This is a genomic window from Pseudomonas fluorescens (assembly GCF_900215245.1).
Lineage (GTDB): Bacteria > Pseudomonadota > Gammaproteobacteria > Pseudomonadales > Pseudomonadaceae > Aquipseudomonas > Aquipseudomonas fluorescens.
In genome coordinates, this window is the sequence record NZ_LT907842.1 from 3106195 (window position 1) to 3132091 (window position 25897).

At 56.4% G+C, this 25897-nt stretch carries 24 protein-coding genes, 4 tRNA genes and 2 pseudogenes; 18 read left to right on the forward strand and 12 right to left on the reverse strand.

Going from position 1 to position 25897, the window contains the following annotated elements; all coding sequences use genetic code 11:
• Positions 1-2 precede the first annotated feature (2 nt).
• Positions 3-440: an FKBP-type peptidyl-prolyl cis-trans isomerase gene (fkpB, locus tag CPH89_RS14305; protein WP_169875912.1), complete on the forward strand. Its 438-nt coding sequence runs from the start codon at positions 3-5 to the stop codon at positions 438-440.
• 168 nt (positions 441-608) lie between these two features.
• On the forward strand, positions 609-1556 hold the full coding sequence (gene ispH, locus CPH89_RS14310) for a 4-hydroxy-3-methylbut-2-enyl diphosphate reductase (protein ID WP_053254294.1): 948 nt from the start codon (positions 609-611) through the stop codon (positions 1554-1556).
• On the opposite strand, the gene CPH89_RS14315 is transcribed toward ispH, so the two are convergent.
• Complete coding sequence (locus CPH89_RS14315; protein WP_053254295.1) at positions 1510-2091, reverse strand: GspH/FimT family pseudopilin; 582 nt, start codon at positions 2089-2091, stop codon at positions 1510-1512. The two genes, ispH and CPH89_RS14315, sit on opposite strands and share 47 nt — an antisense overlap.
• A 205-nt stretch (positions 2092-2296) precedes the next feature.
• Here CPH89_RS14315 and pilV point away from each other — a divergent pair, with 205 nt between their 5' ends.
• The 5 genes from pilV (at position 2297) to thiO (ending at position 5609) form a co-directional block, all read left to right on the forward strand.
• Complete coding sequence (gene pilV / locus CPH89_RS14320) at positions 2297-2782, forward strand: type IV pilus modification protein PilV (protein ID WP_053254296.1); 486 nt, start codon at positions 2297-2299, stop codon at positions 2780-2782.
• The gene (locus CPH89_RS14325; protein WP_053254297.1) at positions 2779-3486 is read left to right on the forward strand and encodes a PilW family protein; all 708 of its coding nucleotides are present in this window, start codon (positions 2779-2781) and stop codon (positions 3484-3486) included. Before pilV ends, CPH89_RS14325 begins: the two co-directional genes overlap by 4 nt.
• A gap of 7 nt (positions 3487-3493) precedes the next feature.
• Entirely contained in the window at positions 3494-4024 is a 531-nt protein-coding gene (locus CPH89_RS14330; RefSeq protein WP_053254298.1) for a pilus assembly PilX family protein, read from the forward strand.
• An 11-nt stretch (positions 4025-4035) separates the two neighbouring features.
• A complete protein-coding gene (locus CPH89_RS14335; RefSeq protein WP_053254299.1) occupies positions 4036-4437 on the forward strand; it encodes a type IV pilin protein in 402 nt (133 codons plus the stop codon).
• A gap of 62 nt (positions 4438-4499) precedes the next feature.
• Positions 4500-5609, forward strand: coding sequence for a glycine oxidase ThiO (gene thiO / locus CPH89_RS14340; protein ID WP_053255337.1), 1110 nt, complete (start codon positions 4500-4502; stop codon positions 5607-5609).
• Here thiO and CPH89_RS14345 read toward each other — a convergent pair.
• Together CPH89_RS14345 and CPH89_RS14350 are read right to left on the reverse strand one after the other, a co-directional pair.
• The gene (locus CPH89_RS14345) at positions 5596-5829 is read right to left on the reverse strand and encodes a PP0621 family protein (protein WP_053254300.1); all 234 of its coding nucleotides are present in this window, start codon (positions 5827-5829) and stop codon (positions 5596-5598) included. The genes thiO and CPH89_RS14345 overlap by 14 nt on opposite strands.
• A gap of 125 nt (positions 5830-5954) precedes the next feature.
• A complete protein-coding gene (locus CPH89_RS14350; RefSeq protein ID WP_053254301.1) occupies positions 5955-6980 on the reverse strand; it encodes an outer membrane protein assembly factor BamD in 1026 nt (341 codons plus the stop codon).
• 149 nt (positions 6981-7129) lie between these two features.
• Here CPH89_RS14350 and rluD point away from each other — a divergent pair, with 149 nt between their 5' ends.
• The 7 genes from rluD to CPH89_RS14385 all read left to right on the forward strand — a co-directional run bounded on the left by rluD (position 7130) and on the right by CPH89_RS14385 (position 12338).
• The gene (rluD, locus tag CPH89_RS14355; RefSeq protein ID WP_053254302.1) at positions 7130-8092 is read left to right on the forward strand and encodes a 23S rRNA pseudouridine(1911/1915/1917) synthase RluD; all 963 of its coding nucleotides are present in this window, start codon (positions 7130-7132) and stop codon (positions 8090-8092) included.
• The gene (gene pgeF / locus CPH89_RS14360) at positions 8089-8814 is read left to right on the forward strand and encodes a peptidoglycan editing factor PgeF (protein WP_053254303.1); all 726 of its coding nucleotides are present in this window, start codon (positions 8089-8091) and stop codon (positions 8812-8814) included. Before rluD ends, pgeF begins: the two co-directional genes overlap by 4 nt.
• Before the next feature lie 147 nt (positions 8815-8961).
• A complete protein-coding gene (gene clpB / locus CPH89_RS14365; protein ID WP_053254304.1) occupies positions 8962-11526 on the forward strand; it encodes an ATP-dependent chaperone ClpB in 2565 nt (854 codons plus the stop codon).
• Positions 11527-11829: 303 nt separating this feature from the next.
• Positions 11830-11905, forward strand: a tRNA-Asn gene (locus CPH89_RS14370).
• Positions 11906-11915: 10 nt separating this feature from the next.
• Positions 11916-11992 (forward strand) — tRNA-Pro (locus CPH89_RS14375).
• Positions 11993-11997: 5 nt separating this feature from the next.
• Positions 11998-12073: transfer RNA gene (locus CPH89_RS14380), tRNA-Lys, on the forward strand.
• A gap of 188 nt (positions 12074-12261) precedes the next feature.
• Positions 12262-12338, forward strand: a tRNA-Pro gene (locus CPH89_RS14385).
• Positions 12339-12507: 169 nt separating this feature from the next.
• Here CPH89_RS14385 and CPH89_RS14390 read toward each other — a convergent pair.
• Together CPH89_RS14390 and mobH are read right to left on the reverse strand one after the other, a co-directional pair.
• Complete coding sequence (locus CPH89_RS14390; protein ID WP_232005463.1) at positions 12508-13824, reverse strand: site-specific integrase; 1317 nt, start codon at positions 13822-13824, stop codon at positions 12508-12510.
• The gene (gene mobH, locus CPH89_RS14395) at positions 13824-15710 is read right to left on the reverse strand and encodes a MobH family relaxase (protein ID WP_096236790.1); all 1887 of its coding nucleotides are present in this window, start codon (positions 15708-15710) and stop codon (positions 13824-13826) included. The genes CPH89_RS14390 and mobH overlap by 1 nt, the downstream gene beginning before the upstream one ends.
• A gap of 402 nt (positions 15711-16112) precedes the next feature.
• Between mobH and CPH89_RS30130 the strand changes: the two genes are divergently transcribed.
• Positions 16113-16451 carry a hypothetical protein gene (locus tag CPH89_RS30130; protein ID WP_141125169.1) on the forward strand — a complete coding sequence of 113 codons (339 nt, stop codon included), beginning with the start codon at positions 16113-16115 and terminating at the stop codon, positions 16449-16451.
• Between the two features lie 28 nt (positions 16452-16479).
• On the opposite strand, the gene CPH89_RS14400 is transcribed toward CPH89_RS30130, so the two are convergent.
• From CPH89_RS14400 to CPH89_RS14420, 5 genes are read right to left on the reverse strand one after another with little or no spacing between them, the layout of a single operon-like run.
• Positions 16480-17991 (reverse strand): conjugal transfer protein TraG N-terminal domain-containing protein, encoded by a 1512-nt coding sequence (locus CPH89_RS14400; RefSeq protein ID WP_053254307.1) that lies wholly within the window; start codon positions 17989-17991, stop codon positions 16480-16482.
• The gene (locus CPH89_RS14405) at positions 17988-18356 is read right to left on the reverse strand and encodes a hypothetical protein (RefSeq protein ID WP_053254308.1); all 369 of its coding nucleotides are present in this window, start codon (positions 18354-18356) and stop codon (positions 17988-17990) included. The genes CPH89_RS14400 and CPH89_RS14405 overlap by 4 nt, the downstream gene beginning before the upstream one ends.
• 13 nt (positions 18357-18369) lie before the next feature.
• Positions 18370-19728 (reverse strand): integrating conjugative element protein, encoded by a 1359-nt coding sequence (locus CPH89_RS14410; protein WP_053254309.1) that lies wholly within the window; start codon positions 19726-19728, stop codon positions 18370-18372.
• Positions 19729-19750: 22 nt separating this feature from the next.
• Positions 19751-20692 carry a TIGR03756 family integrating conjugative element protein gene (locus CPH89_RS14415; protein ID WP_053254310.1) on the reverse strand — a complete coding sequence of 314 codons (942 nt, stop codon included), beginning with the start codon at positions 20690-20692 and terminating at the stop codon, positions 19751-19753.
• Positions 20689-21117, reverse strand: a complete 429-nt coding sequence (locus CPH89_RS14420) for a TIGR03757 family integrating conjugative element protein (protein WP_081006325.1) — start codon at positions 21115-21117, stop codon at positions 20689-20691. Before CPH89_RS14420 ends, CPH89_RS14415 begins: the two co-directional genes overlap by 4 nt.
• A 226-nt stretch (positions 21118-21343) precedes the next feature.
• Here CPH89_RS14420 and CPH89_RS14425 point away from each other — a divergent pair, with 226 nt between their 5' ends.
• Complete coding sequence (locus CPH89_RS14425; protein ID WP_053254311.1) at positions 21344-22006, forward strand: tyrosine-type recombinase/integrase; 663 nt, start codon at positions 21344-21346, stop codon at positions 22004-22006.
• 474 nt (positions 22007-22480) lie between these two features.
• On the opposite strand, the pseudogene CPH89_RS14435 reads toward CPH89_RS14425, so the two are convergent.
• Positions 22481-22912 (reverse strand): annotated as a pseudogene (locus CPH89_RS14435) (transposase); the annotation flags it as partial.
• Positions 22897-23118: pseudogene (locus CPH89_RS14440) on the reverse strand (IS3 family transposase); the annotation flags it as partial. The pseudogenes CPH89_RS14435 and CPH89_RS14440, both read right to left, overlap by 16 nt.
• Positions 23119-24377: 1259 nt before the next feature.
• Here CPH89_RS14440 and CPH89_RS14450 point away from each other — a divergent pair.
• A protein-coding gene (locus tag CPH89_RS14450) for an IS3 family transposase (RefSeq protein WP_096236793.1) occupies positions 24378-25528 on the forward strand; the annotation gives its coding sequence in 2 pieces (ribosomal slippage) (positions 24378-24612 and positions 24612-25528; 1152 coding nt in all).
• Positions 25521-25796: a hypothetical protein gene (locus tag CPH89_RS14455; RefSeq protein ID WP_096236796.1), complete on the forward strand. Its 276-nt coding sequence runs from the start codon at positions 25521-25523 to the stop codon at positions 25794-25796. The genes CPH89_RS14450 and CPH89_RS14455 overlap by 8 nt, the downstream gene beginning before the upstream one ends.
• Positions 25797-25897: the final 101 nt, after the last annotated feature.

Consider the following 25897-nt stretch of genomic DNA (forward strand, 5'->3'; position numbering starts at 1 on the left):
TATTGGCTGAGCAACGCATCGGCCAGAACACGGAAGTCACTTTGCATTTCGCATTGCGCCTGGAGAATGGCGACACGGTCGACAGTACGTTCGACAAAGCCCCGGCGACCTTCAAGGTCGGTGATGGCAACCTGCTGCCGGGTTTTGAAGCCGCGCTGTTCGGTTTCAAGGCTGGCGACAAGCGCACCCTGCAGATCCTGCCGGAAAACGCCTTTGGCCAGCCCAACCCGCAAAACGTGCAGATCATCCCGCGTTCGCAGTTCCAGGACATGGACCTGTCGGAAGGTCTGCTGGTGATCTTCAACGACGCGGCGAATACCGAGCTGCCCGGCGTGGTGAAAACCTTCGATGACACGCAAGTGACCATCGACTTCAACCACCCGTTGGCCGGTAAAACCTTGACGTTTGACGTCGAAATCATCGACGTTAAAGCGCTCTGATCGACTAAACCGGTTCCTGTGGGCGCTGGCTTGCCTGCGATAGCACCACCTCGGAGTACCTGATACACCGAGTCGTCTGTATCGCGGGCTAACCCGGCTTCCACAGAGGCTTACTCTTACAGAGTTGCGTTGATCCAATTTCTTGCCCTGCAAGACACGAGGCACAGCATGCAAATCAAACTCGCCAATCCCCGTGGCTTCTGCGCGGGCGTGGACCGGGCGATCGAAATCGTTAATCGCGCCCTGGAAGTCTTCGGCCCGCCGATTTATGTGCGCCATGAAGTCGTCCACAACAAATTCGTGGTCGAAGACCTGCGAGCACGCGGCGCTATCTTTGTCGAAGAACTCGACCAAGTGCCGGACGACGTTATCGTCATCTTCAGCGCCCATGGTGTGTCCCAGGCGGTACGTACCGAAGCGGCCGGCCGTGGCCTGAAAGTATTCGACGCTACCTGCCCGCTGGTGACCAAGGTGCATATCGAAGTGGCGCGTTACAGCCGTGACGGTCGTGAATGCATCCTGATTGGCCACGCTGGCCACCCGGAAGTCGAAGGCACCATGGGCCAGTACGACTCCAGCACGGGCGGTGCCATCTACCTCGTGGAAGATGAAAAGGACGTCGCCAACTTGCAGGTGCAAAACCCCGAGCGGCTGGCCTTTGTGACGCAAACCACCTTGTCGATGGACGACACCAGCCGAGTGATCGATGCCCTGCGCACGCGATTCCCGGCCATCGGCGGCCCGCGTAAGGACGACATCTGCTACGCCACGCAAAACCGTCAAGACGCGGTCAAGCAACTGGCCGATGAGTGCGATGTAGTGCTGGTGGTCGGCAGCCCTAACAGCTCCAACTCCAACCGCTTGCGCGAACTGGCTGAGCGCATGGCGACACCGGCATACCTGATCGACGGTGCTGAAGACATGCAGCGCAGCTGGTTCGACGGTGTTGAGCGTATCGGCATCACGGCGGGCGCCTCGGCGCCTGAAGTCCTGGTGCGTGGCGTGATCCAGCAGTTGCAGGCCTGGGGTGCCACCGGCGCCGATGAGTTGGCCGGTCGTGAAGAGAACATCACGTTCTCCATGCCCAAAGAGCTGCGAGTCCGCTCGCTGCTTTGAATGCCAGGTCGCCCGAATGATTTCGGCACACTGCCTGCTCAGTGGGTTCACTGCGCAGGCTGATGCGCCCACTGGGGGCAAGTACCAACTGAAACAGGCTTTGCCCCTGGTCCGCGTCGCATACGTGCACCGTGCCAGCGCGAAAGCCGCCTGCTGAAAACACCGGTTCGCCCAGCCCGCTGAAGCGTACCTGGCTCTTGACCGGCCCATTGCCGACGATCGGTATTGTCCCGCTGTCCTGCCGTTCCAGCAGCACCGGGTTGGTGTCGTCCAGGATGCCGCGCCCGCTTGCGTCCAGAATCACTCGCCATCCCAGGCTCCAGTTCTCATCCTTGGCATGAATGACCACCGCACGATTGCGGGTAATGGCCTCGGTGCGTGCATAACGCAACCCGGCTGCCAGGGCGTTGACAGCCGTTTGTCGCTGCTGCGATGCAAGAAACCCCCTGAAGCCGGGTACGGCGAGGTTTGCCAGGATGCCGCTCAGCACCAGGCCGAGCAGCAGTTCGATCAGCGTGAAGCCGTGTTGTCTCATAGGTCGTCCCTCCGTGGACGTGTTCAGTCTTTCAGTCGGCAGGCATAGGTATAGCCCCCGGCTCTTCGCGCTGAATGATGGCATTCATGTCCAAAGTATTTCCCTTTGTTCCGAGAGCAGCGCCAGCCAAAAACCGGCGCTAGTCTTGGGCTGCACAGCAGGTTTTTACTGCTTTTTTCAGCCTTCGACAGGGAAGACGACGGTAATGCTTGTTCGCCCGAACACCCACGCTGCCCCCGTTTTGCCCAGGCACCAATCCGGTATCACGCTGATCGAGGTGCTGGTGGCGGTGCTGATTCTTGCGGTTGGCCTGCTCGGCGCCGCAGTGATCCAGCTCAATGCACTCAAGCACACTGACAGCTCCAGGATGATCAGCCAGGCCAGTTTCATTGCCTACGACATGCTGGACCGGGTCCGTGCCAATTCGGGTGCTGATTACTCATGGGGCCTGAGCGAAGGTGCACCGCCCAGTACAGTGACCTCCAGCGTGCGTGATCTGGACCTGCATGATTTCGAAGCCAATATCCTCGGGTTTGCTGGAGCGAGCGCAAAAGGGTCTGTTGTGGTCAGCGGCAGCAAGGTGACCGTCAGTATCAGTTGGGACGACGCCAGGGCGGCGAACAGTGGCGGCGCACGCGAAACGTTCATCCTCACCAGTCGCGCTGCCAGCGAGCCAGGGGTGGCGCAATGATTCGCCTTGCGCGGGGTTTCAGCTTGATTGAGCTGTTGCTGGCGCTGGCTATCGGGTTGGTGCTGGTACTTGGGGTCAGTCAAGTCGTCATCAGCGCGCGATCCACCCACACCAGCCAGCAGGCGGCCATGTTGCTGCAGGATGATGCGCGGTTTGTGCTGGGCAAGATGGTCCAGGATATTCGCCAGGCAGGCATGTTTGGCTGCCTGGCGACGGCCTATATCGATAATGCACCGCCAGCGTTCGATCGACCCGTTGGCTGGAGTGCTGCGAGCAGCTCAAGGTCACTGACGCTGGTCACCGCCGAAGTGGCAGGTGAGGGCGGCAAGCCTGACTGGACGGTACTTTCCGATTGCACCGGCACTGCCCAAGCCTACGCGGGCAGCGCACCACTGCCCGCGCCCGGTCAGATTCGGTTTGCGATACGCCAGCTCACCTACACCTTTGAGGCGGGGCAGTTGAAGGTCAGTACGCCTGCAGCGCCGGCCAGGATTGTGTTGGTGGATAATGTACAGGCGTTCGACATCAGTTTCGGTGTAGCGGCCCAACTCGGCTCCACTCAAGTCGTGCGCTATGACGCCAGCCCGGCTGATGAATCGCTGATACGCAGTGTGCGCATTCAGATGACGCTTCGCGACCCGACCGGGCGAGTGAAGGATCAGGCCTACAGCGTGGTGGCTGCGCTGCGTAATCGGGTGGGGTAGGGCGACCATGTCGAGTTATCGCGGCTTTTATCGGCAGCAGACGGGCATGGTTTTATTGATCAGCCTGGTATTTCTATTGGTCCTGTCACTGATCGGCCTGGCTTCAATGCAAGGCGCCATGTCTCAGCAAAAAATTGCCAGCGGCATCTGGCATCGCAATCAATCCTTTCAAAGCGCTGAAAGCGGCTTGCGGTTGGGTGAGTCGGACATCCGACGCTCAAGTCCGGTGCTGCCGTTGTGCCGCTCGATCAGTCGCTGTGTACCGCCGCAGGAGTCGTTTTCGGTGGTGGGTGCCGGGGAGAATCCTGTTTCAGCGGTGAGCTGGGTTGCCCTGAAGGGTGGGTTGTATGGGGTTCAAGCGTTGGGGCCTGGCGCAGGGCTTGTGGGTCTACCGCCTGAAACAGGCGCCGCGTTGTACCGTGTGACGGCGGTCGGGCTCAGCGGCCAGTCGCGTACGGTGCTGGAGACGGTGTATGCACAAGTAGACAAGGAGGGAGGCCCAGTATTTCGTCGGGTTTTATGGCGGCAACTTCAATAAGGAGAGTATCAATGGGCAAGGATTGCCAAGGTTTCACCCTGATCGAGTTACTGATCGCTGTAGCGATCATCGCGTTTCTGGCCGGGATCGCTTACCCCGGGTATACCGGCCATGTAAAAAAAGCCTATCGCGCAGAAATCGTTGCGTTGTTGTATGAGCAAGTCCACTACCTGGAGCGCTTCTACACGCGTAACGGTACTTTTCTTGATGCAGGCAACGTCAGTGGGGGCAATGATCGCTATAGAATCAGCGCTGCATTAAACCCTCAGGCATTCAGCCTGGTAGCCACGCCTGTCGCCGGCTCAGTGATGGCGGGAGACCCTTGCGGTGCATTCAGCCTGAGCAGCTCCGGTGTGCGCAGCAATCCGGGGGCGGCACCTGAAATGTCGCGCAAGGCGTGCTGGGGGCAATGATGAGAGTGCTGGATGATTGGGCGCCGGGCGCGCCTTTCCCTTTTTATCGGCTGGATCAAATGATGGCTAAGCAACAGAAAGTGGTGATTGTCGGTGGTGGAGTCATCGGGTTGTTGACGGCATTCAACCTGGCCACCCGAGGGCAGGCCGTCGTACTGCTGGATCGCTCCGGGCTTGGCCAGGAATCTTCATGGGCGGGCGGCGGCATCGTTTCACCGCTTTACCCGTGGCGCTACAGCCCGGCAGTCACCGCGCTGGCCCACTGGTCCCAGGATTTTTATCCACAGCTGGCGCAGCGCTTGTTCGCCGCCACGGGCGTTGATCCAGAAGTTCATACCACGGGCTTGTACTGGCTGGACCTGGAGGATGAAGCTGAAGCACTGGCCTGGGCTGCCCGAGAAGGCCGGCCGCTGAGCAAAGTGGATGTGTCTGCCGCCCATGATGCTGTGCCGGTGCTCGGTGGTGGTTATTCCCAGGCGGTCTACATGGCGGATGTGGCCAATGTGCGCAATCCGCGGCTGGTCAAATCCCTCAAAGCGGCGTTATTGGCGCTACCCGGCGTGACCCTGCATGAGCAGTGCGAAGTCCATGGGTTTGTTCTTGAGGGTGGCGACATAGTGGGGGTGGACACGGCCGCCGGGCAGATTCTTGGCGATCAGGTGGTGCTGGCTGCCGGTGCCTGGAGCGGGGAGCTGCTGGGCAAGCTGAGCTTGTCGTTACCTGTGGAACCGGTCAAAGGCCAAATGATTTTGTACAAGTGTGCGTCGGATTTCTTGTCGAGCATGGTTCTGGCCAAAGGCCGCTACGCGATCCCGCGGCGTGACGGGCACATTCTGATCGGCAGTACGCTGGAACATGAAGGGTTCGACAAGACCCCGACCGAGCCTGCGCTGGAAAGCCTCAAGGCCTCGGCTGTGGAATTGATTCCCGCGTTGGCGGACGCCGAGGTTGTGGGCCATTGGGCCGGTTTGCGCCCCGGGTCGCCGGAAGGTATCCCTTACATCGGCGAGGTTCCGGGTTTCAAAGGGCTTTGGCTCAATTGCGGGCATTACCGCAACGGGCTGGTGCTCGCGCCTGCATCCTGCCAGCTATTCGCTGACCTGCTGCTGGGGGCCGCACCGATCATTGACCCGGCGCCTTACGCACCGGCAGGTCGGATCAACGCTGGATAGACTTTGGCCCTTGTTCCAGATGCGCTTGGGTGCAGTACCACGCTTGGCGTGAACTGAGTGCGCGATCCTGCGGCAGGTGCACGCCGCAGTGGGCACAGCGCACCATCAAGGCGGCGTCAGGCGCGGCGGGGCGTTGCTGTTTAGCCGCCGGGCTTTTGAATTTGCGCCAGAACCATACCGCGGCAGCAATGACGGCAATCCAGAACAGTAGACGAACCATGGTGTGCAGTTTCTCGACAGGGAATGCGCCAGTTTAGCCAAGCGCGTGAAAAGCGCACAGCGCAATAATGCTTGCCCACAAAAAAGGGAGCCCAGTGGGCTCCCTTTTTGTATCGCGTCGACCTGTCAGTCGAAGACACCGAAGGTCATGTAGCTGAACCACGAACGGTCCTGGTTGTTGCCAAGGGCCTGTGGTGCTTCTTCTTCGATCACATCACCGTTTGCGTCATGCGGCTTGAGGTCCGAAGGAATAGCGTCCTTGGCATCCTGGTACTGCTTCATCACTTCCTGGTTGGCGCGGGTTTCGCCCGGCGGCAACGGTGGACGGGACTCGATGAGGCCCAAGGTGTACTTGCTCAGCCACGAACGGTTGTCCACTTCGGCAACCTGAGGCACGAACTGGCCGTCCTTGAGGCTTGGGTGGTCGGGGTAGTTGAGCTTCAGGGTTTCCAGGCTGGTGGCCGCCAGGGCGTCCAGGTGAAGGCGCTGGTAAGCCTCGGTCATCACTGCCAGGCCGTCACCCACGGATGGGGTTTCCTGGAAGTTCTCCACCACATAGCGGCCACGGTTGGCGGCAGCGACATACGCCTGACGGGTCAGGTAGTAGTGGGCAACGTGAATCTCGTAGGAGGCCAGCAGGTTGCGCAGGTAGATCATGCGCTGCTTGGCGTCCGGCGCGTAGCGGCTGTTGGGGAAGCGGCTGGTCAGCTGGGCGAACTCGTTGTAGGAGTCGCGTGCAGCACCCGGGTCACGCTTGGTCATGTCCAGCGGCAGGAAGCGCGCCAGCAGGCCAACGTCCTGGTCGAACGAGGTCAGGCCCTTCATGTAGTAGGCGTAGTCCACGTTCGGGTGTTGCGGGTGCAGACGGATAAAACGCTCGGCAGCAGACTTGGCGGCCTCCGGCTCGGCGTTCTTGTAGTTGGCGTAGATCAGCTCAAGCTGGGCCTGGTCGGCATAGCGCCCGAACGGATAGCGCGACTCCAGTGCCTTCAGCTTGGCTGTGGCGCTGGTGTAGCTATTATTGTCCAAGTCTTTTTGAGCTAATTGATACAGCTCGACTTCGCTCAGGTTTTCGTCGACGACTTCCTTTGTTGACGAGCAAGCAGCAGTCATGGCGAGGATGGCGATCAGCAGCAGGTGTTTCACTTGCATGGCGGCTTGCGTCCCTATGACGGCCGCTGTCTTGGGCGGGGCCGTCCTGTTATGATGAGCGCCCCGTTGAAAGCATCGGGGCAAAAGACGCCGTATTTAACCACAAGCGCGCAGCCGAAACCAAAGGCTGTGCCACGCCTAGTCTGAGCATGTCCGATAAAATTGAACTTCGCGCAGAGGTGCCGTCCGAATTGGGCGGCCAACGCCTCGATCAAGTCGCCGCACAATTATTCGCTGAGCACTCGCGCTCGCGCCTTTCCGCCTGGATCAAAGACGGCCGCCTGACTGTGGATGGAGCGGTTATCCGCCCGCGAGACATAGTCCATGGCGGTGCGATTCTTGAGCTGACTGCCGAGCAGGAAGCCCAGGGAGAATGGGTCGCTCAGGACATCGAGCTGGATATCGTCTATGAAGATGACGACATCCTGGTCATCAACAAACCCGCAGGCCTGGTGGTTCACCCGGCAGCCGGGCACGCTGATGGCACCTTGCTCAATGCCTTGTTGCACCACGTGCCGGACATTATCAATGTCCCGCGCTGCGGCATCGTGCACCGCCTGGATAAGGACACCACCGGCTTGATGGTGGTGGCCAAGACGATCCAGGCCCAGACGCAGCTGGTCACACAATTGCAGAGTCGCAGCGTCAGCCGAATCTACGAGTGCATCGTGATCGGCGTGGTGGTGGCGGGTGGCAAGATCAACGCCCCCATTGGCCGTCACGGCCAGCAGCGCCAGCGTATGGCGGTAATGGAAGGTGGCAAGCAGGCCGTCAGCCACTACCGTGTGCTGGAGCGTTTCCGGTCCCACACTCACGTGCGGGTCAAGCTCGAAACCGGTCGCACGCACCAGATTCGCGTGCACATGGCGCACATTAATTTCCCGTTGGTCGGAGATCCTGCCTACGGTGGTCGCTTCCGTATTCCGCCGGCTGCCAGTGTGACCATGGTTGAATCGCTGAAATCCTTCCCGCGCCAGGCCTTGCACGCACGCTTCCTGGAACTGGATCATCCGACGAGCGGTAAGCGGATGAGCTGGGAATCGCCTCTGCCGGACGATCTGGTCTGGTTGCTGTCGCTGCTCAAGCAGGATCGTGAGGCGTTTATCGGATGAGTGACTGGCTGATTCCTGACTGGCCTGCGCCGGCTCAGGTCAAAGCCTGCGTCACTACCCGTGCGGGCGGCGTCAGCTTGGCGCCGTTCGACAGCCTTAACCTGGGCGATCATGTCGAGGACAGCCTTGAGGCTGTTCTTGAAAACCGTCGCCGCCTGACCGACGCATTCCACATTCAGCCTGCCTGGCTGCGCCAAGTCCACGGGACCGCTGTGGTTGAGGCGGACCCATCGCGCATTGCAGAGGCCGATGGCAGTTGGACCAGCACGCCGGGTATTGCCTGCACATCCATGACCGCCGATTGCTTGCCCGCGTTGTTCTGCAACCGTGCCGGCACGCGTGTGGCCGCCGCCCATGCCGGTTGGCGTGGCTTGGCGGCGGGTGTGCTTGAAGCCGCCTGCGAAAGCCTGGCGGCCGAACCTGGCGAAGTGTTGGTCTGGCTGGGTCCTGCCATTGGGCCGCAGGCCTTTGAAGTCGGCCCGGAAGTGCGGGACGCTTTTATGCAGCCACTGCCGGTCACTGCCGAAGCCTTTGTTCCAAGCCACAATCCCGGCAAGTACATGGCTGACATCTACCAGCTGGCACGGCTGCGGCTGGCCGCACGCGGTGTCACCGCTGTTTACGGTGGCGGTCTCTGCACCGTGACCGATCCGCGCTTCTTTTCTTACCGGCGCAGCCCTCGCACCGGTCGGTTTGCCTCCCTGATCTGGCTTGAACGCTAGACTCTCCTGATCCGGGTCATTGCTGATCCATATCAACCATTGCTCGCTTGAATCCTCCAGAATCCACCCCATCTATAAGGGTATCTGGCAGGTTTCTTCATTCAGGATGTGTTTACAGCTCCGGCCTGCTCAAAAGGAAGGTGACTAATGCGTATTGATCGTTTAACCAGCAAATTGCAGTTGGCCTTATCGGATTCCCAATCCCTGGCGGTGGGCCTTGACCACCCGGCCATCGAGCCTGCGCACTTGATGCAGGCGCTCCTTGAACAGCAAGGTGGTTCTATCAAGCCCTTGCTGATGCAGGTGGGCTTTGACATCAACAGCCTGCGCAAGGAGTTGAGCAAAGAGCTCGACCAACTGCCGAAAATCCAAAACCCTACCGGCGACGTGAACATGTCGCAGGACTTGGCGCGCCTGCTCAACCAGGCTGATCGCCTGGCTCAGCAGAAAGGTGATCAGTTCATCTCCAGCGAACTGGTGCTGCTCGCCGCAATGGACGACAACAGCAAGCTTGGCAAATTGTTGCTGGGGCAGGGCGTGAGCAAGAAAGCCCTGGAAAACGCCATCAACAACCTGCGTGGTGGCGAGGCCGTGAATGACCCCAACCACGAAGAGTCGCGCCAGGCGCTGGACAAGTACACCGTCGACCTGACCAAGCGCGCCGAAGAAGGCAAGCTTGACCCGGTGATCGGCCGTGACGACGAAATTCGTCGCACCATCCAGGTGCTGCAACGTCGTACCAAGAACAACCCGGTGCTGATCGGCGAACCCGGCGTGGGTAAAACCGCGATTGCCGAGGGCCTGGCCCAGCGCATCATTAATGGTGAGGTGCCGGATGGCCTGAAAGGCAAGCGCCTGCTGTCCCTGGACATGGGGTCGTTGATCGCCGGTGCCAAGTTCCGTGGCGAGTTCGAAGAACGCCTGAAATCCTTGCTGAACGAGCTGTCGAAGCAGGAAGGGCAGATCATTCTGTTTATCGACGAACTGCACACCATGGTTGGCGCCGGTAAAGGCGAAGGTTCGATGGACGCCGGCAACATGCTCAAGCCGGCCTTGGCGCGGGGCGAGTTGCACTGCGTTGGCGCAACCACGCTCAACGAGTACCGCCAATACATTGAGAAGGACGCGGCACTTGAGCGTCGCTTCCAGAAAGTGCTGGTGGAAGAGCCGAGCGAAGAAGACACCATCGCCATCCTGCGTGGCCTCAAAGAACGCTATGAGGTCCACCATAAGGTGGCGATCACTGACGGCGCGATCATTGCGGCGGCCAAGTTGAGCCATCGCTATATCACCGATCGCCAGCTGCCGGACAAGGCCATCGACCTTATCGACGAAGCGGCCAGCCGCATTCGTATGGAAATTGACTCCAAGCCGGAAGTGCTCGACCGCCTGGATCGTCGCCTGATTCAACTGAAAGTCGAATCCCAGGCGCTTAAGAAGGAAGAGGACGAGGCGGCGAAAAAACGCCTGGAAAAACTTCAGGAAGAAATCGTCCGTCTTGAACGCGAGTATTCGGATCTCGAGGAAATCTGGACGTCGGAAAAAGCCGAAGTGCAGGGTTCTGCACAGATCCAGCAAAAGATCGAGCAGTCCCGTCAGGAGTTGGAAGCCGCGCGCCGTAAAGGCGACCTGAACCGCATGGCCGAGTTGCAGTACGGGGTGATCCCGGATCTGGAGCGCAGCCTGCAGATGGTCGATCAGCATGGCAAGAGCGAGAACCAGTTGCTGCGCAGCAAGGTGACCGAGGAAGAAATCGCCGAAGTGGTCTCCAAGTGGACCGGCATCCCCGTGTCGAAAATGCTTGAAGGCGAGCGCGACAAGTTACTGAAGATGGAAAGCCTGCTGCACCAGCGCGTCATCGGGCAGGAAGAGGCGGTGGTCGCGGTGTCCAACGCGGTGCGGCGTTCCCGTGCCGGCTTGTCCGACCCGAACCGTCCAAGCGGCTCGTTCATGTTCCTCGGCCCAACCGGCGTGGGTAAGACCGAGCTGTGCAAAGCCTTGGCCGAGTTTCTCTTCGATACGGAAGAGGCCATGGTGCGGATCGATATGTCCGAGTTCATGGAGAAACATTCGGTGGCTCGCCTGATTGGTGCACCACCAGGCTACGTGGGCTACGAGGAGGGCGGTTACCTGACCGAGGCTGTGCGGCGCAAGCCTTACTCGGTGATCCTGCTGGACGAGGTCGAGAAGGCCCACCCGGACGTGTTCAACATCCTCCTGCAGGTGTTGGAAGACGGCCGCCTGACGGACAGCCACGGGCGTACCGTGGACTTTCGCAACACAGTGATCGTGATGACCTCCAACCTGGGCTCGGCGCAGATCCAGGAGCTGGTGGGTGATCGTGAAGGCCAGCGTGCGGCGGTGATGGATGCGCTGACCTCGCACTTCCGTCCGGAATTTATCAACCGGGTCGATGAAGTGGTGATCTTCGAGCCTCTGGCGCGGGATCAGATCGCGGGTATCACCGAGATCCAGTTGGGTCGTCTGCGTAGTCGCCTGGCCGAGCGTGAGCTTGACCTGGAGCTGAGCAGCGAGGCGTTGGACAAGCTGATTGCGGTCGGTTACGACCCGGTGTATGGCGCACGGCCACTTAAACGTGCGATCCAGCGCTGGATCGAAAACCCACTGGCACAGTTGATCCTGTCGGGCAGCTTCATGCCAGGCACCCGCGTGACGGCCACGGTGGAAAACGACGAAATCGTCTTCCACTAAGCCCAGCCTGTAGGGTTATTAGAGACGGCCTCGCATTGCGAGGCCTTTTTTTTCGATAGGGCGTTGAACTGTAAGGCAAAGGCTTGTAAAGTGCGCCCCGCAGCAACGTCAGCCCACGGGTTTCTTCTCCCCAAGGAGAAATCAGAAAGAAGCGCAAATCATTGTCTTAAAAGCAATTTAAAGGGTTGACAGGGGGTTTTAAGATTGTAGAATAGCGCGCCTCAGAGACATGAACGTAGCGATACGGACAAGCCGAAGAGAAGGTTACAAAGTAGTAAAAGTTGTAAATTTGAAATATGCAGTTCCGTGATAGCTCAGTCGGTAGAGCAAATGACTGTTAATCATTGGGTCCCAGGTTCGAGTCCTGGTCACGGAGCCAATTTCAAAACCGGGGTATAGCGCAGTCCGGTAGCGCGCCTGCTTTGGGAGCAGGATGTCAGGAGTTCGAATCCCCTTACCCCGACCATTTTTGGGTCGTTAGCTCAGTTGGTAGAGCAGTTGGCTTTTAACCAATTGGTCGTAGGTTCGAATCCCACACGACCCACCATTTTTGAGACCAGTTAGCGCTGGACTCAAATCTTAGAATCAGAGGTTCAAGCTCTGATAGAGGCGGTTTTACGGTTTTGGAAAGTGTTACAGCACTTAGATATCGCCGTAGACATGCAGCCGTCTGAGGCGAACAGTAGTTTCGGTTCGTCATGATGTCAATGTGCATCGGTTCTCCGTTGCGCATTCCGGGGTATAGCGCAGTCCGGTAGCGCGCCTGCTTTGGGAGCAGGATGTCAGGAGTTCGAATCCCCTTACCCCGACCATTTTTCAAGAAAAAAGGCGCCTTTTTGGCGCCTTTTTTGTGCCTTGAGCAAATTCGTACCGTTCGTCTGAAAAAGTCCGGATTTCGACCTGGTGCTTTATTCCGGGCAAGCGAAAGCCTCTGGTTATCCAGAGCTCGCTACTGCGGTGCGGTTTGACCGAGGTGTCGTTCTATGGAGACGCCCGGGAGAACGATGTGCTTCCCATCGATCGCTCAGATTGGGTGCGTTTCCTGAATGTGCCGACACCAAGCCCGCTCGCCATTAGCGTCAATAGTAGACTCTGCTCTACTTGATCTACTGGTGGGTCCACAGAGCATGTCCTTGACTCGCGATGCAGTTGCGCAGATGCGAGCTCGAGAGCCCTCTGTAGCGCGCTTCGGCCAGTCGACTTGGTCGGCCGATCAATACTGACCTCTGTGCTGCTAATTTGTTGTGGGGCTGGCAGCTTCTTGGGCTCTGGTTGAGCGGTTTCCTGTGAATGCACACCTATCTTGGCGGGTAAGGGGGCAGAGGGGGGGCCACTTGGATCAACCCGTCTCACTCGGCTTAGAGCGCCCTGAGCCAGACTCCGCTCATGCAGAACGGCACGCATATGGTCGTAGTCCGCCTCTATGTAATTCATCGTGGTCGCTAGATTCGAATGATTCAGCAGGCTTTTCGTGAGATGAATGTTTCGCTCAGGCTGCTTCATCAAGTCTGTTGCTAATGTGTGCCTGAAGCGGTGAGGAGTCATCCGCACCCGCACTTTATCGGTGAGCTTGCGGTACATCGACTCGACCTGGTCGATGTTCATTTCCTTGCCCTGATAGTGCCGGGAGAATCGGTTGACGTTAAATAGCTGATCGTCAGGTGAAAAACCTATCTTCTCTGCTTCTCCTAGTATTCTGCAAAGGTGCGGCGCGAGCCCCTCCATGATGGGGAGAAAAAACTCTCGGTGGGTTTTTTCTGTTTCGCCGCGCACTAGGATCATTTGACTGTCCCAGTCAATATCCTTGTAGCGTAGGCATAGCAAGGCATTCAAACGAATTCCGGTGTAATAAAACATCTCGAAAACTGCGAGCCAGAACCAGGCAGGTGTTATTGGGCTACGCTCTTGAGTGCAGCGCTCTTGCCCAACAAGAGATGTGAGCCAGTTACGTGCTCGTTGTATGGCTTCTCCATTGATTGTCTTGCTGGCTCGCTTGGGTGGAATTACGCTGGTTTTCCTGAATGGATTTATCGTGGTGTGGGTCGTCAGGCCGTGCTCTATGGCATAGCCCCAAACAGTACGAAGATGATTCGAGTAGGTGTTCCAGCTTCGTTTGGATAATCCGTTCTCAAGAATCTTCTTTCTCCATGTTAGTACTGCACGATGATCAATCTCCTCAATCGGGGTTGTTCGAAAATGCTTGATTAGTGCTTTGGTCGATGCACGATAGATCTTCGCACTAGCATCGCGAAGATCGTGGGCAAATATATACTCCTCTGTTAACTTCAAAGGCGTGATCATTCCGGTGATTCCAATAATTCCGATTTCAGAGACAGGCTGACGTTGTCAAAGGGAGCCTCGGAGAAAATCGTGAGCGGGTCTATAAGTAAGTACCCCTTGAGCTGCTTAGTTTTTCGAGGTCCAACAACGTCGCATGTCCAAATATTAAGGTGTTTCGCAGTTTTTTTATGAAGCTTCAGCTTCTCGAAACTCCGCTGAACCATCTGCCAAGCATTCACCTGCTGTGCTTTAGCCTGCTGTTCAATGTGAGGAAACTCCAGAACATAGCGTTTGAATATTCCAGGCGTTACCAACATCGCGGTCCCCGCCACCGTATGAACTTGTGCTTTAGCGTCATTTATGATGATGCTGCGGGATGCGATGCCATTTTTGAGCCATTCAACAAATTCCCTACCAACCTCAGTGTTATTCCTAGGCATCGGAGCTACTTCTTTAGCAATTGCGAGAGTCGCATCCCCTTCATTCGCGCTGAGTGAAGCCTGAGTATCATCCAATTGAAGGAGGGGGGGGAGTGCCGCTGATGCTTGGTTGTTTTTATTATTTTCTAGTGGCTCATTGATATTACCAAGCAGGGCCAGTAGCTCGTCAAATTCATCCGGGTTGCTCGAAGGAGGTTGCGAGACTTCTAAAGGGGGGGCTTCTGGTGGTGCCAAAGCGGTTGGGATCGCGCTAGATTCAACGTCCGAAGGCAATACTCCCGCTGGTGTTGTCATGTTATTTTTCGGCGGAGAGTTTTCTACCGGATCACCCGCTTCAACTTCTAAAGTGCCTGTATAGGCTGGAGGTCGGTCGTTTGGGGCATTCCAAATCAGCGCAGGGGAGAGCTTGAGCAGGGTGAAGGTATTTCGCCAGCCATGCCCATTGTCGATCGTGGCTTTCCAGATCGCCTTGTCCTGGGCGTTGGTCTGAATAACACCCTGGTCCTGCAGCATGTTGAAGAATGGGGCGTTCGAGCTGGGAACACCTTCAACGCCTTGGGTCAGCAAGTAAGCGCGTAACTGATCGGCGATGGGCTTGCTGACCAGCCACAAAGCCTCTTGTGTCAGCCACCCATCTGACGGCCCATCTGGCTGATTCAGTTTGAATGTGTCACGGACCAGGTAACGCAAGCTGTCCGCCAGCTGACGTTGCAAGGACTGTTTTGGCGCGGACAGTGCGCGGGCAGGATTGCCGCCGAGCTCCTGGGCTACGGACGCCTGGTCGGCCTTGACTACGATCTCGCCCAGAATGCCGGCGTGTTCGTACTGCCCGGCCAAGATGAAGATCAATTGCGACCACACTTCAGGGAAGTCACTGAGCCAGTCCAAAATTTCCGGGGTGAGGATCTGGGCGTAAATCAGTGCGGCAGCGGCGCCATGTAGCTGGTAGTTGCGTCCTTTCACGTAGCGAAAGCGGTAAGGACGGTTAATTGGGCCATGCCACGGGTGCCAGGTTTTACCTCCCTCCAGTTCGATGTGCACGTCGACGGCAATCTTGCCGAGGTCGTGTATCAGAGCCCCATAAGCTGCTGCGACAGTCCATGCTTCGGCCTGAGCGGATTGAGATTCCGGTGGCGCGCCTATGGGGAGAAGGTAGGTCTGTCGAATCTTCAGGGCGTAAGCGACGATCTCAAGCCCGTGATCCAGCATGCCTCCAGGGTGTGCGTGGTGGTGGTTTTGCGATGCAGGGAGCTGCTGGACCAACTCAGCGTAGCGCTCGAGTGGACGCTTATAGAGTTCTGCAAACTGTGTGCGGGATAACGAGGCGCGCTGCCAGATGTTTTCCAGTAGTTTCTGGCGGCGCGGCGATGCCAGCAGCGATTGGCTAGAGGCTGGCTGCATGAAACCGTCAGGAGAGGGGCCTTGGGCGGGTAGCGCTTTCTTGCGACGGAAAATAGAGAACATCGCCTGCTCCATAAATGATTTATGGGGCGGGCTTTTCGCCTATCCGAGGTGCAGCGAACAAGGTAAAAGTAACATTAGTGGTCGCAGGTATTTCTTTGGCTACTTGCCACCTTTTGCTCTTGCGGCGATGGGATGTTCTCCAGGAGTAACGTAATCGTGCCGTGCAGCCTTTTGCTTTTCCCGCTGCCGGCGGCCCTTTCGGGTAGGGCTTTTACCCTTGTGAACCATTCCATTCGCTCTTACAGACCCCTTTACCTTTTGGGCCATTTTTGCTCTGAAAGGTGGGTATATGACAGGAGCAGCCTGTGTAGCTCTGTGTCAGATGGCTTGCAGCAGCGATAAATCAAGACTATAAATAGTGTCAAAGCGCCTCTAGTGATGAGGCAGTCGAGGATGAGCATCATGACCACACACACCACTCCGGGAGTTGCAAGCCGCTTGGGCTATGGCTTAGGTGTGATCGTGCGCGCCGTTTGGTTCAGTAGTAATCCTACCTGGCGCTGGGTTAAGCGTCTGGCACTGATAACATTTGCGGCCTATTCATGGCACTGGTTTGCTCATGCGTTTCTGGCGGTTTTGATGGCCGGTTTCGTTATCGCTGTCGTTGTTGTGAGTTTTTCCTCGCGTCGTAAGGAGACCTCTAACGAGGTTTTTGGCGTTGGTTGGCAAAACGGACCTGATGGTTGGGGTTATTACGATATGTATGGAAACTGCCATACTTTTGGGGATGATGATGAGTAGCATCTTGCCAAAGAGGCTACTCATAACATCAGATTATTTTTCTCAGCTCTTTGCTGCCTTGCGATCCCGCTTGTTTAACATCTTTAGTGCCGCTGGTAAGTCCTTCTAAGGCATTTCCTGCACTAACCCCTGCCCACCCCAACGCTCCTACCCAGAAGACGGGCAGAATAATAAACATTGCCCCCATCACGAAGTTCAAGATCGCATCCTGAGCCGTAGCGTTCAAACCCATCACTGGATCAAAAGATAAGTGCGGTGAGCCCGCTCCATATAGGGCATCCAAGATTGTGGTATCGACCCACCTGGCTAGTTGAAACCAAAAGTCTACGAAGATCAGCGCAAAAAACACCACAGTCATAGTCATGGCAACTTTCAACTGATAAGCGCCGACTATCAGTACCAGCGGTATGCAAATCACCATCGCCATCTTCAAGAACGCCATTACCATTGGTAGTGCCTGACGAACCATGTCCATGGCCGGGAAGTAGGCCAATGAGCCCAGTGCTACCCCTAGGGTGCCGGTAACACGGGCTGCGCCATTCCACACCGTCCCGTTAATTTGCCCACCGTAGTCTGTATAAACATCCCCTTTCACCTGGTTCGACGGCGAGACCAGTTGCCGAACAAGCGAGTCGGTCACTTCGTCCTGGGACAGCCACTTCGCCCAACCAAGCATTTTTGTCATGAGGTCAGGTGAGACTTGATCTTTGATACGATCTCGTAAGCCTACTCCGCTATCGGACCACCATTGTTTACACGTTGGATATCCTCCACCTCCGCTCACTTGTGGCAATCCCACATCACGCGAAGCGTTGTATGGCCAGGACGTTCTGGGTGTCTTGGAGTAGTCCGTGTCGTAGTAGCCCGAAGTGTTCAGCAAGAAGTGGGAGCCGATCCAACTAAGATCCTGCAAGAAATGGGGATCATTGGCTTTCGTGCCCATGTCTGGTTGACGCATGAAGAGGCGGGCCCGTGAAGGTCCATAACAGTCATGAGTAAAGTCGCCGATTTCCTGTGCCAGCAATGGGTTATTGATCTTGGTGTTGTTTACGTCCATTCGCATTTGTCGCAGGTCGGTCCCGCAAGGGATGGCTGCGACCGCTCCGCTGGTCAACCCTTTTGACAATGCATGCATAAATGCCCACCACATGGGCATCTGCGCACTCTTTCCAGCCAAAGAGCTAAATGTCGTGTTCCAGCCCGTGTCAGCTGGTTTGGGTAAGTTGTACTGGCATTGCTGTGCTCTACTTTGATCGAACGCCAAGGTATCGAAGCTCACATTGACGGCAGGGACTGCGAAGAATGCGACGACGACGTAGCCAACATAGATGTTGGTCTCGATTCGGGCCAGTGACAGCACGCCTTTGTTACCCTCATCAGCCCCTTCACCACGGACCTTGAGCCATTCTCGAATCACGATTATGCAGAAGGGCAGGGCGAACAGGCCGGTATCTGAAATCATGTCCCAGATGCCGTTGTTGATGATCCAGCCGACCAGCGTGAGGTAGTACTCCAGATAGTCATTGGTGTAGAGCGTCACTGGACACCTCCTGCCTGATACAGCACTTTGCTCATCTCAACCATGGCAAACAATAAAACCACCATGACCTCGATCTTCAACAGGCCTTTGCGCCTCGATTGCGGCAAACGAGCCTTGAGCTTGAGCCAGGCAACCGTCAGTGCGATATAAAGCATCAGTCGCCAGTTGAAGAGCGGCCAGTAGTTGTCGACACGCCATGCTTGCCATTGCTCAGCACTGTCGAACATGCTCATCAAGACGGCGTTGACTAACACCACGAGTGCTGTAGCGGCTAGTAGAGTGCCTAGAACAACTAGAATGCCCCGTCCGACTCGTCGAGTCAGTGAGCGGTTGGGGGCGGCGACAGGATCTTGAATATCAGTCATGGCCTACACCTCACTATTTGCTCTTGGTAGGTGATTGCAACTGATTCAGGCGATCCGTTTCTGGATCTCCTGGAAACACGCCGCGTGAGTCTTCTGCCCGAGCTTTACCACGCTCAATGATGGTTAGTGGTGAGTTCTTCGCGAGCTGCTGACGCATGTCCAGCTCCATCTTCAGGTTGCTGATTTCCTGTTGCAGCGACGAGCTCTGCTGGCCGACTGCCTGAACGGCCAGGTCGTTAGCCGCGACGTTTGGTTCTCGGCTACCTGCCATCAGGGTGCGTTGAAGGGTCAAGGCTTTCTCCAGTACATCCGACAGCGCGACTTCGGAGGCAAGTCTGCGAGCGAGTACGTCTTGATCTCGCTCATCCTTGAGAGCCGCCACAACACCACGGGTGATGGGCAGAGAGTTGCTGCTTGCGGCCTCTAGGTTTTCGACCGATAAACTTTTGCTCCCAGTCAGCAGCTCCTGCAGCGCTTTAAGCTTTGTGTCATATGTTTCCTGGATCAGCGGCGTGAGGCCTACACCTGCTGCTGTGACCGTTTTAGGGCAGCTGTCACAGGTTTGTTGTTGCTGTTCTCCCAGCACGCGATTGGCGAATGAGGTCGCCTCTTGGGGCGATGACCAGACATTGCAGACCATGCCGTTGTTGCAGCTCTCTTTGCTGATCGAGCCGGTGTCGCCGGCCGCGCGTTTGTTCAGTAGGTTGTAACCCGCTTTGGTGACGTCACCGACAATGCGGATTGGCTTCTGGCCGGAACCTCCTGCTCGATCACCCCCAACCCAGGTGACGCCATCGTTGCCACCTTTCTTTTCGACCTGCTCCACAGCCGACACTGCATCCGTGTTGGACGTCAGCGCCTGGCTCATTGCTTGACCTTCAGCGAGCTTGCCCCAGCCCATTTGATTGCCGGCGATATCCGCCATTTTTTCGCCAATGGCCCTGCAGGTGCCCTTGGACCGGTCAAAGTCCAATCGAGCCTGCAAGATGCCATTCGTGATGAGGTTGTATAGCGCTGGGTTTGCACGTTGGAGGATCAAGGCTGGCAGCGAGGCGACGGCGCTGGTGGCGTTCTGCACCACCGAGCTCATGATGTTTTGGAATCCAGAAGTGGCACCATTCAACTGGTTCTGCAGGGTGTTGCTCATGCTCATGTTTCCGCAGACCAGGTTGTTGTTCCAGCCACCGCCGACGGAAATACTGTCCATGTTGCCGGCGCTCCCCATTGTCACGGCGTTCCCCCCGCCGATGTTGTACAGCACGTCATCTCCAATGACGCTTCCAGAAGAGGAGACGTTGATTGGATCAGCAGAAAGCGCTAACGCACTGCTGAAGCAGCAGAGCAGTCCGATCGCCAAGGTGGTGAGTTTCATGTTGTGCTCCGATAACTGAAATTCATTGGAAGTCCGTACTACCGAGGAAGGTCTGGCCACGACGCTGGCAGCACGAATACGGGCGCCAGAGCGCCCAGGCGTAACCACCATCCTGCGCATCGATGTTCGGGCCGATGGTGGGAAAGGTTGCGCAAGTCGGGTTGAGGACTGGGGTAAGCTCTTGCCACTTGCCAGTCGAGGCGTCACCTTCGCGTAGCGGCCCTGCAGGCCAGTAGCCAGGGTAGGGAAGGGCGAGCATCGGCAAGTAGACATGTACCTGGCCTGGGCGGGTCACCACGTCGCCGGCACGCTGCGCAATCACTGCTCCGGTCTTGTAATCATCGGTCTGGTTTAGAAAACCGCTGCGTGGATAAATATTCCCCCAGCTATTTGCGGTGAGCAGACTGCCGACTTCACGCATCCCAGGAATGAGTGCCTCTGGGTATACGGACTCGGGTACACCGTACCGCCAGGCAATAGGGTCAAGGGTACTGAGGAAGTAGGGCACAAGCGGTAAAGTTGCACCCTTGCAAACGTAGCCCGAGGCGCTTGCGAACTGACTCAACGTCGCACCTCCGGGATGGCCAATGACATCGGCTTCTTTGAACTTAATGGTGTTGTTCTCTGCAACGTGGTTGGTGGTGCCGTCGTTGCCTGCCTGAGCCATCGCGTTCGGTGTGCCAAGGGGTGACATCTCTATCCACGGATTAGCCCCCGTATTTGAGTAGGTAGACACCACCGCGTCTGGTACGTAGTGACGAACCTTGGTCGAGGTTTTGACCTTGCAGCCGAAAGGCGTACAGAGCAGCCAATAGCAAATGCCGACCACCTTGTACTCCAGGCACGTTGGCGAAAGGGTCGATGCAATGATCGCAGCCGAGTTGATTGCGGCTGATGCGCTGAAGGACAAACTGAAAGTGATAGCCAGCGACAATGGTCTGATCGGGAAGGGTGAGTGCCTCATCGTGACAGGCTCCGTGCTCGATCAATCAGCGTGACGGCTTTAGTGACGTCCGGCTCGCCGTAGACGACGTAGCGACTGTCAACGACCACGGCCGGGAGTTTTTCGACACCCAGGCTCCAGGCGTCCGTGACCCCGTGCTGGGCTAGAGCGAGATCGTTTTGCAGGTGCCTACCTGCAGGGCTGGCTAGGTAGCGTTGAATCGTTGCTTCTGCCTGGCGCGGATCAGCGGGCAGCTCGCGTGACAGTTGTTCTTCAAGACGTTGCTGATCATCCAGGAGAATGATGCGAGTGCAGGAGGGTGCCGACACCGGATGTGCGTGGTTGGTAATGACCCAGGTTTCTGCGTGGGAAACCGTGGGCAGGAGCAGTAGCAGTGGAAAAAACCAGTGCCGCATTTGGCTAAGGTGGGTGTGGATGTCGGTCATGGCACCGTACCTGAAGTGAATTCAAGTACAGGAAACCGGATCGGGACGATGGGTGCAGTAGGAAATAGGATTTAGGGGTAAGCGGTATTTCGGTCTTACAGTTTGTTGTGTACCTGGATGGGATTTTCCGTGAACAGCAGAAACACCATAAGGCCGGGGCTATCCTCGGCCTTTTAGCTGTTCTACTATGTTAGGATTGATGATTATTTGCCGCTTAGAGTGATGAATGCCCAAAGCCATCGTTATTGAAGATGAACAGCTTGAACACGCGGTGAAGGTTGCCAGGATCAGCAGCTCTGAGAACGGCAACCGAGATGCCGCGTTGTTGCTGACTTGTTTTGGCACCGGCATGACTGTGACTGAAATTTGTCGGCTGCGCGTGAGCGACTATCTTACCGAGGCGGGCCCGGTACTGGTCGATTCCCAGGTGCGAGCAGAGATTGCTTACAACCATCGCTCAAGGCCACTGTGCTGGACCAGCAAGAAGCTGACTAATGCGATAGACGCGCACCTCTCAGAGCGGCTTGTGCGCGGTCACGGGGTTTCCACCAGGGCGATGGCTTTTCGTGGCCTCGATCCCGACTCGCCATTGTTCGTCTCTGGTCGTACAGGCGAAGGCTTGAAGATCTGTGCCCAGGTGCGCAACGGGAAGACGTACTACAGCGCGAATCAACTGACCCGACTCTACACCCGCCTGTTCTCGATGGCGGGCATCGAGGGGGCCAGTTCGCAATCAGGGCGTCGGACATTGGCGGTCAAGCTCAAGCGTCGAGGTATCGATCTGCGACACATTAGCGAGATACTGGGTGTCGAGAGCCTAGAAGCAGTTAAAAAGCTATGTGCTGGTGATCCAGTGCGTTTGGGCGATATCGTTCGGAGGATCATTTGACCAGATACGAAAAAGGCCCACCTTTAGGTGGGCCTTCTTTTTCGCATGTCTCCGTCGCGAGGTTTCCACCAACGATTCCCAGAGCTAGTAGGTCAATCCTATTGATCATATTTGATCAAGTCAACAGATAGTTGAATAGCAACATCAAGGAGAGTTGAGTGCCAATTTCTGCTGCTGACGCTCAAGCCGTCGAAAAAGTGCTTTCCAAGGAGAGCCTTGTGACCTATGCGCGCACGATAAATATGCTGAACACAAGGCAGGCCCTCACGCTTTACGCTTGGAATGCTGAGGTTGGGGTTTGGGGAGCAACGGAACAGAAAGTGCACTTAAGGAAGGTCTGAAGTACCCACAGATTTTTGATGCTCTCGTTGGCTAAGGCTCAAAAACTCAGAAGTTGACCGAAAAACAGCCCCTTCTGACCTTAATTCATGGTTATTTCCTCTGATCGCGCTGTTTGAGGGCGATTAGCACCCATTACAGACGCACCTCACCCATACCCATCAACCGTTTTCGCACCATCCACAGGTTCGATTGCGCAAACAATTTCACCAACTGCACGGTGTTTTTTACCAGTCCGCGAAACAGCACCTTGGTGTAACCAAATTGGCGTTTGATGACCCTGAAGGGATGCTCAACCTTGGCCCGTGTTTGCGATTTGGCGTATTCAATCTTGCGCAACGCGCGGCCAATGGCGCTTTTTTCCCCATACTTTCGACGACTGCTGGGTCTGGCGCAGATCGACCAGATCATCTCCTGCCCCTCATGTTCCGGTCGCTTTTCCACGCCGGTATAGTCCGCGTCGCCACAGACATGTGTCTCTTCGCCATGCAACAACTTATCGACCTGGGTAACGGCGTTTTGCAAGGTAGTTGTCGCGTCAGCCGTGTCTTTTATGCCGCCATTTTCAGTGTCGGTTGCTCCCTTTCTGGGTTGAGCGTGACGGTGCAGATGGGTTGCCAGTTTCGTGTCGCGCCCGACCAGCGATGCGGGTGTTGATTACGCGCTTGCTGGTACAGCGTATGACGCTTGGCCAGCACCTGGTGATCTTCGCCGCGATGACGCTGCGCCGGGGTCACTAAGCGGATGCGGCTGTGGCGGTGCTCGATGCTGTAATTTAGGCTAGCGTACGTTTTTTTCCGAATTCTGTAGGCTCACCTGCTAACGTTTGCCTGCATACTCGGCATCGGCGAAGGACATCTGTTTCATCGGGACTAAACCGTCCTGTTCGTGTCAGGCGTGTATTTCACCAGATTTGGAAGAGTTCTTCAGAGTTTCCCCAAGGAGCAATATATGCATGAAAGGTTGATCATAGTCAGCGGGCACTCAGCTTACGGGTCGGTTCGAGCATCGCAGATCTCTGATCGAGTTGAAATGATTACCGACAGACTAGTATGGGGGCCAGTGGAGCTCAACACTAACGATCCCGCCATTTTCCGCGATCAGCGTTTTGCTTCATGGGACGCAGCTCCGAACACAAGCGACCAGCCTGAATCCTGGGAACGGGAAGACTGCGCGCGAAGATTAGAATGGGCGGCCCACATTCCCAGCCTGGCTGAATATGCGCGCATAGAGCTATGGATGGATCCCGATTCGAACGGGCAATTACAGCTCCTTTATTTGCTCCATTGGTTCAGTAGTCATAAGACACTAGCAAGCAAATTGTTCATTGCTCAGATCAAGCATCCTCTCGGGGAGACACGACCTTATGAGCATGGCAGCCTCTCACCTTACATCTTCCAAGCAAGCGAGCGCGAGATCGATCTAGCCATAAACGCTTGGAACGCCTTCCGACAACCGACACCACAAGCTTGGTGTGCCTTATTGACGCAGGACCTCGATTCGATTCCCGGGTTGCGCCGCACTGTGGGGAAAATGTTAGCGGAGTTACCTGCTGCTGGCACGGGCTTGAGAGCTTCAGAGCGGCGACTACTAGAGCTGGTTGCGTCAGACAGGGCGTCCCTGCGTCACGTTATGTCTGGTATGACCCACAGTGTTTTCGGATATTGGGAACTAGGACGCCTTCTGAACGCCCTTGGAAGGGGCCCCCACCCTGCAATCACGGGCATTGAAGATGTAGCGTTTGATCTAGCGCTTCATGAGCACGCACAACGCTTCAACGCCTACACGAGTAGCACACTCAAACTTTCCGCATTTGGAAGGTCTTTGCTGCGTGGTGAAGACAGTCTAATACGAAAAGCCCCGCGCCACTTCTGGTGGGGTGGAACACTGATCACATCGGAGCGACCTTGGTGCTGGAGCGCTCAAGAGGAAATATTGAGTTGTTAGGGCGGTGTATCAGAGTATGCGTCTGAATCGCCCCGGGTTTCGTAGACACCTCCATGCCTTAAACTGAGGCCAATCAGGAGGTGCCATGAGCAACCCACGTTATCCCGAAGAATTCAAAATCCAAGCGGTCAATCAAGTGACCGAAAAGAAGCTGCCTGTCGCTGATGTGGCGGCGCGTCTTGGCGTGTCGTCGCATAGCCTCTATGCCTGGATAAAGCGCTACAGCAAACCTCAGGCAGAACGGCAGCAAGACGATGATCAGCACGCTGAACTGCGGCGTCTGCGAGCGGAACTCAAGCGGGTCACCGAAGAGCGAGACATCTTAAAAAAGGCCGCCGCGTACTTTGCCAAGGAGTGCGGTTGAAGTACGCCTTTATCAAGCAGCGAGCGGGCGACTATTCCATTCGGCGGCTTTGCCTGACGCTGAAAGTCCATCCCAGTGGTTATTACGCTTGGTTGTCTGAGCCGCAATCTGCACGCGCTAAAGACGACCAACGATTACTGGGTTTGATCAAGCATTCATGGCTGGAGAGCGGCGGTGTTTATGGCTATCGCAAAATTTATGACGATCTGCGCGAGGTCGGTGAGGATTGTGGTCGCCATCGTGTGGCGAGGCTGATGCGTCTTGAAGGTCTGCGCTCTCAGACAGGGTATCGACGCCGCCCTGGCAAGTACGGCGGTAAGCCAGCGGTCGCCTCACCCAATTTGCTGAAGCGCCAGTTCGATGTCGTAGAACCCAACAAAGTTTGGGTCACCGACATCACCTACATTCGCACGTATGAAGGCTGGCTGTATTTGGCGGTGGTGCTGGATCTGTTTTCCCGTCAGGTCGTTGGCTGGTCAATGAAGTCGCAGATGACCAGTGATTTGGCAATTGATGCGTTATTGATGGCGGTTTGGAGGCGAAAACCGAAACAGGAGGTGATGGTTCACTCCGACCAGGGCAGCCAGTACAGCAGCTCCGATTGGCGCTGCTTTTTGAAGGCAAACAATTTGGTTGCCAGCATGAGTCGCCGAGGCAACTGTCATGACAATGCCGTGGCCGAGAGCTTTTTCCAGCTTCTGAAACGGGAACGGATCAAGCGAAAAATCTACACCACGCGGGAAGATGCTCGGAGTGATGTGTTCGATTACATCGAGATGTTCTACAACGTAAAACGCCGCCATGGTTTCAACAATCAGCTGTCACCGGTAGAGTTTGAAAAGCGTTACGCAATGAGCTTGCAAGGTGTCTAAAGAATCCGGGGCGATTCATGGTGCAGTCTCAGTTATTGAGCGGGAGATCGGTAATCAACAAAAAATGCTCGTTGATTTTCTTGAACCCACCAACCTGCTCTTGACCGTACAGTTGCTTAAAAACCAGGCGCTGCGAGCAAAAAATGTCGAAGCGGTGCAGCGTCTCACTTCGACGCTGCTCGGAGTACGCCCCGACCGTTTTGTGGCGACGCTTGATCAGGATCTAAAGCATCACTACGGTGCGACAGGTATACGTATCGCATCGTAATTAGAAGTTCCGTCTCTGCGCAGTTGAAGTGGCATTCCTTATGTGTATTCAGAGATGACGAAGTCGTGACATTGGTCAGAACGAACCCGTTGTTCGGCGCT

Coding starts and splice junctions, on each gene's coding strand:
- ispH (WP_053254294.1), top strand. CDS start 609: ATGCAAATCAAACTCGCCAATCCCCGTGGCTTCTGCGCGGGCGTGGAC.
- CPH89_RS14315 (WP_053254295.1), bottom strand. CDS start 2,091: ATGAGACAACACGGCTTCACGCTGATCGAACTGCTGCTCGGCCTGGTG.
- pilV (WP_053254296.1), top strand. CDS start 2,297: ATGCTTGTTCGCCCGAACACCCACGCTGCCCCCGTTTTGCCCAGGCAC.
- CPH89_RS14325 (WP_053254297.1), top strand. CDS start 2,779: ATGATTCGCCTTGCGCGGGGTTTCAGCTTGATTGAGCTGTTGCTGGCG.
- CPH89_RS14330 (WP_053254298.1), top strand. CDS start 3,494: ATGTCGAGTTATCGCGGCTTTTATCGGCAGCAGACGGGCATGGTTTTA.
- CPH89_RS14335 (WP_053254299.1), top strand. CDS start 4,036: ATGGGCAAGGATTGCCAAGGTTTCACCCTGATCGAGTTACTGATCGCT.
- thiO (WP_053255337.1), top strand. CDS start 4,500: ATGGCTAAGCAACAGAAAGTGGTGATTGTCGGTGGTGGAGTCATCGGG.
- CPH89_RS14345 (WP_053254300.1), bottom strand. CDS start 5,829: ATGGTTCGTCTACTGTTCTGGATTGCCGTCATTGCTGCCGCGGTATGG.
- CPH89_RS14350 (WP_053254301.1), bottom strand. CDS start 6,980: ATGCAAGTGAAACACCTGCTGCTGATCGCCATCCTCGCCATGACTGCT.
- rluD (WP_053254302.1), top strand. CDS start 7,130: ATGTCCGATAAAATTGAACTTCGCGCAGAGGTGCCGTCCGAATTGGGC.
- pgeF (WP_053254303.1), top strand. CDS start 8,089: ATGAGTGACTGGCTGATTCCTGACTGGCCTGCGCCGGCTCAGGTCAAA.
- clpB (WP_053254304.1), top strand. CDS start 8,962: ATGCGTATTGATCGTTTAACCAGCAAATTGCAGTTGGCCTTATCGGAT.
- mobH (WP_096236790.1), bottom strand. CDS start 15,710: ATGTTCTCTATTTTCCGTCGCAAGAAAGCGCTACCCGCCCAAGGCCCC.
- CPH89_RS30130 (WP_141125169.1), top strand. CDS start 16,113: ATGACCACACACACCACTCCGGGAGTTGCAAGCCGCTTGGGCTATGGC.
- CPH89_RS14405 (WP_053254308.1), bottom strand. CDS start 18,356: ATGACTGATATTCAAGATCCTGTCGCCGCCCCCAACCGCTCACTGACT.
- CPH89_RS14410 (WP_053254309.1), bottom strand. CDS start 19,728: ATGAAACTCACCACCTTGGCGATCGGACTGCTCTGCTGCTTCAGCAGT.
- CPH89_RS14415 (WP_053254310.1), bottom strand. CDS start 20,692: ATGAGGCACTCACCCTTCCCGATCAGACCATTGTCGCTGGCTATCACT.
- CPH89_RS14420 (WP_081006325.1), bottom strand. CDS start 21,117: ATGACCGACATCCACACCCACCTTAGCCAAATGCGGCACTGGTTTTTT.
- CPH89_RS14425 (WP_053254311.1), top strand. CDS start 21,344: ATGCCCAAAGCCATCGTTATTGAAGATGAACAGCTTGAACACGCGGTG.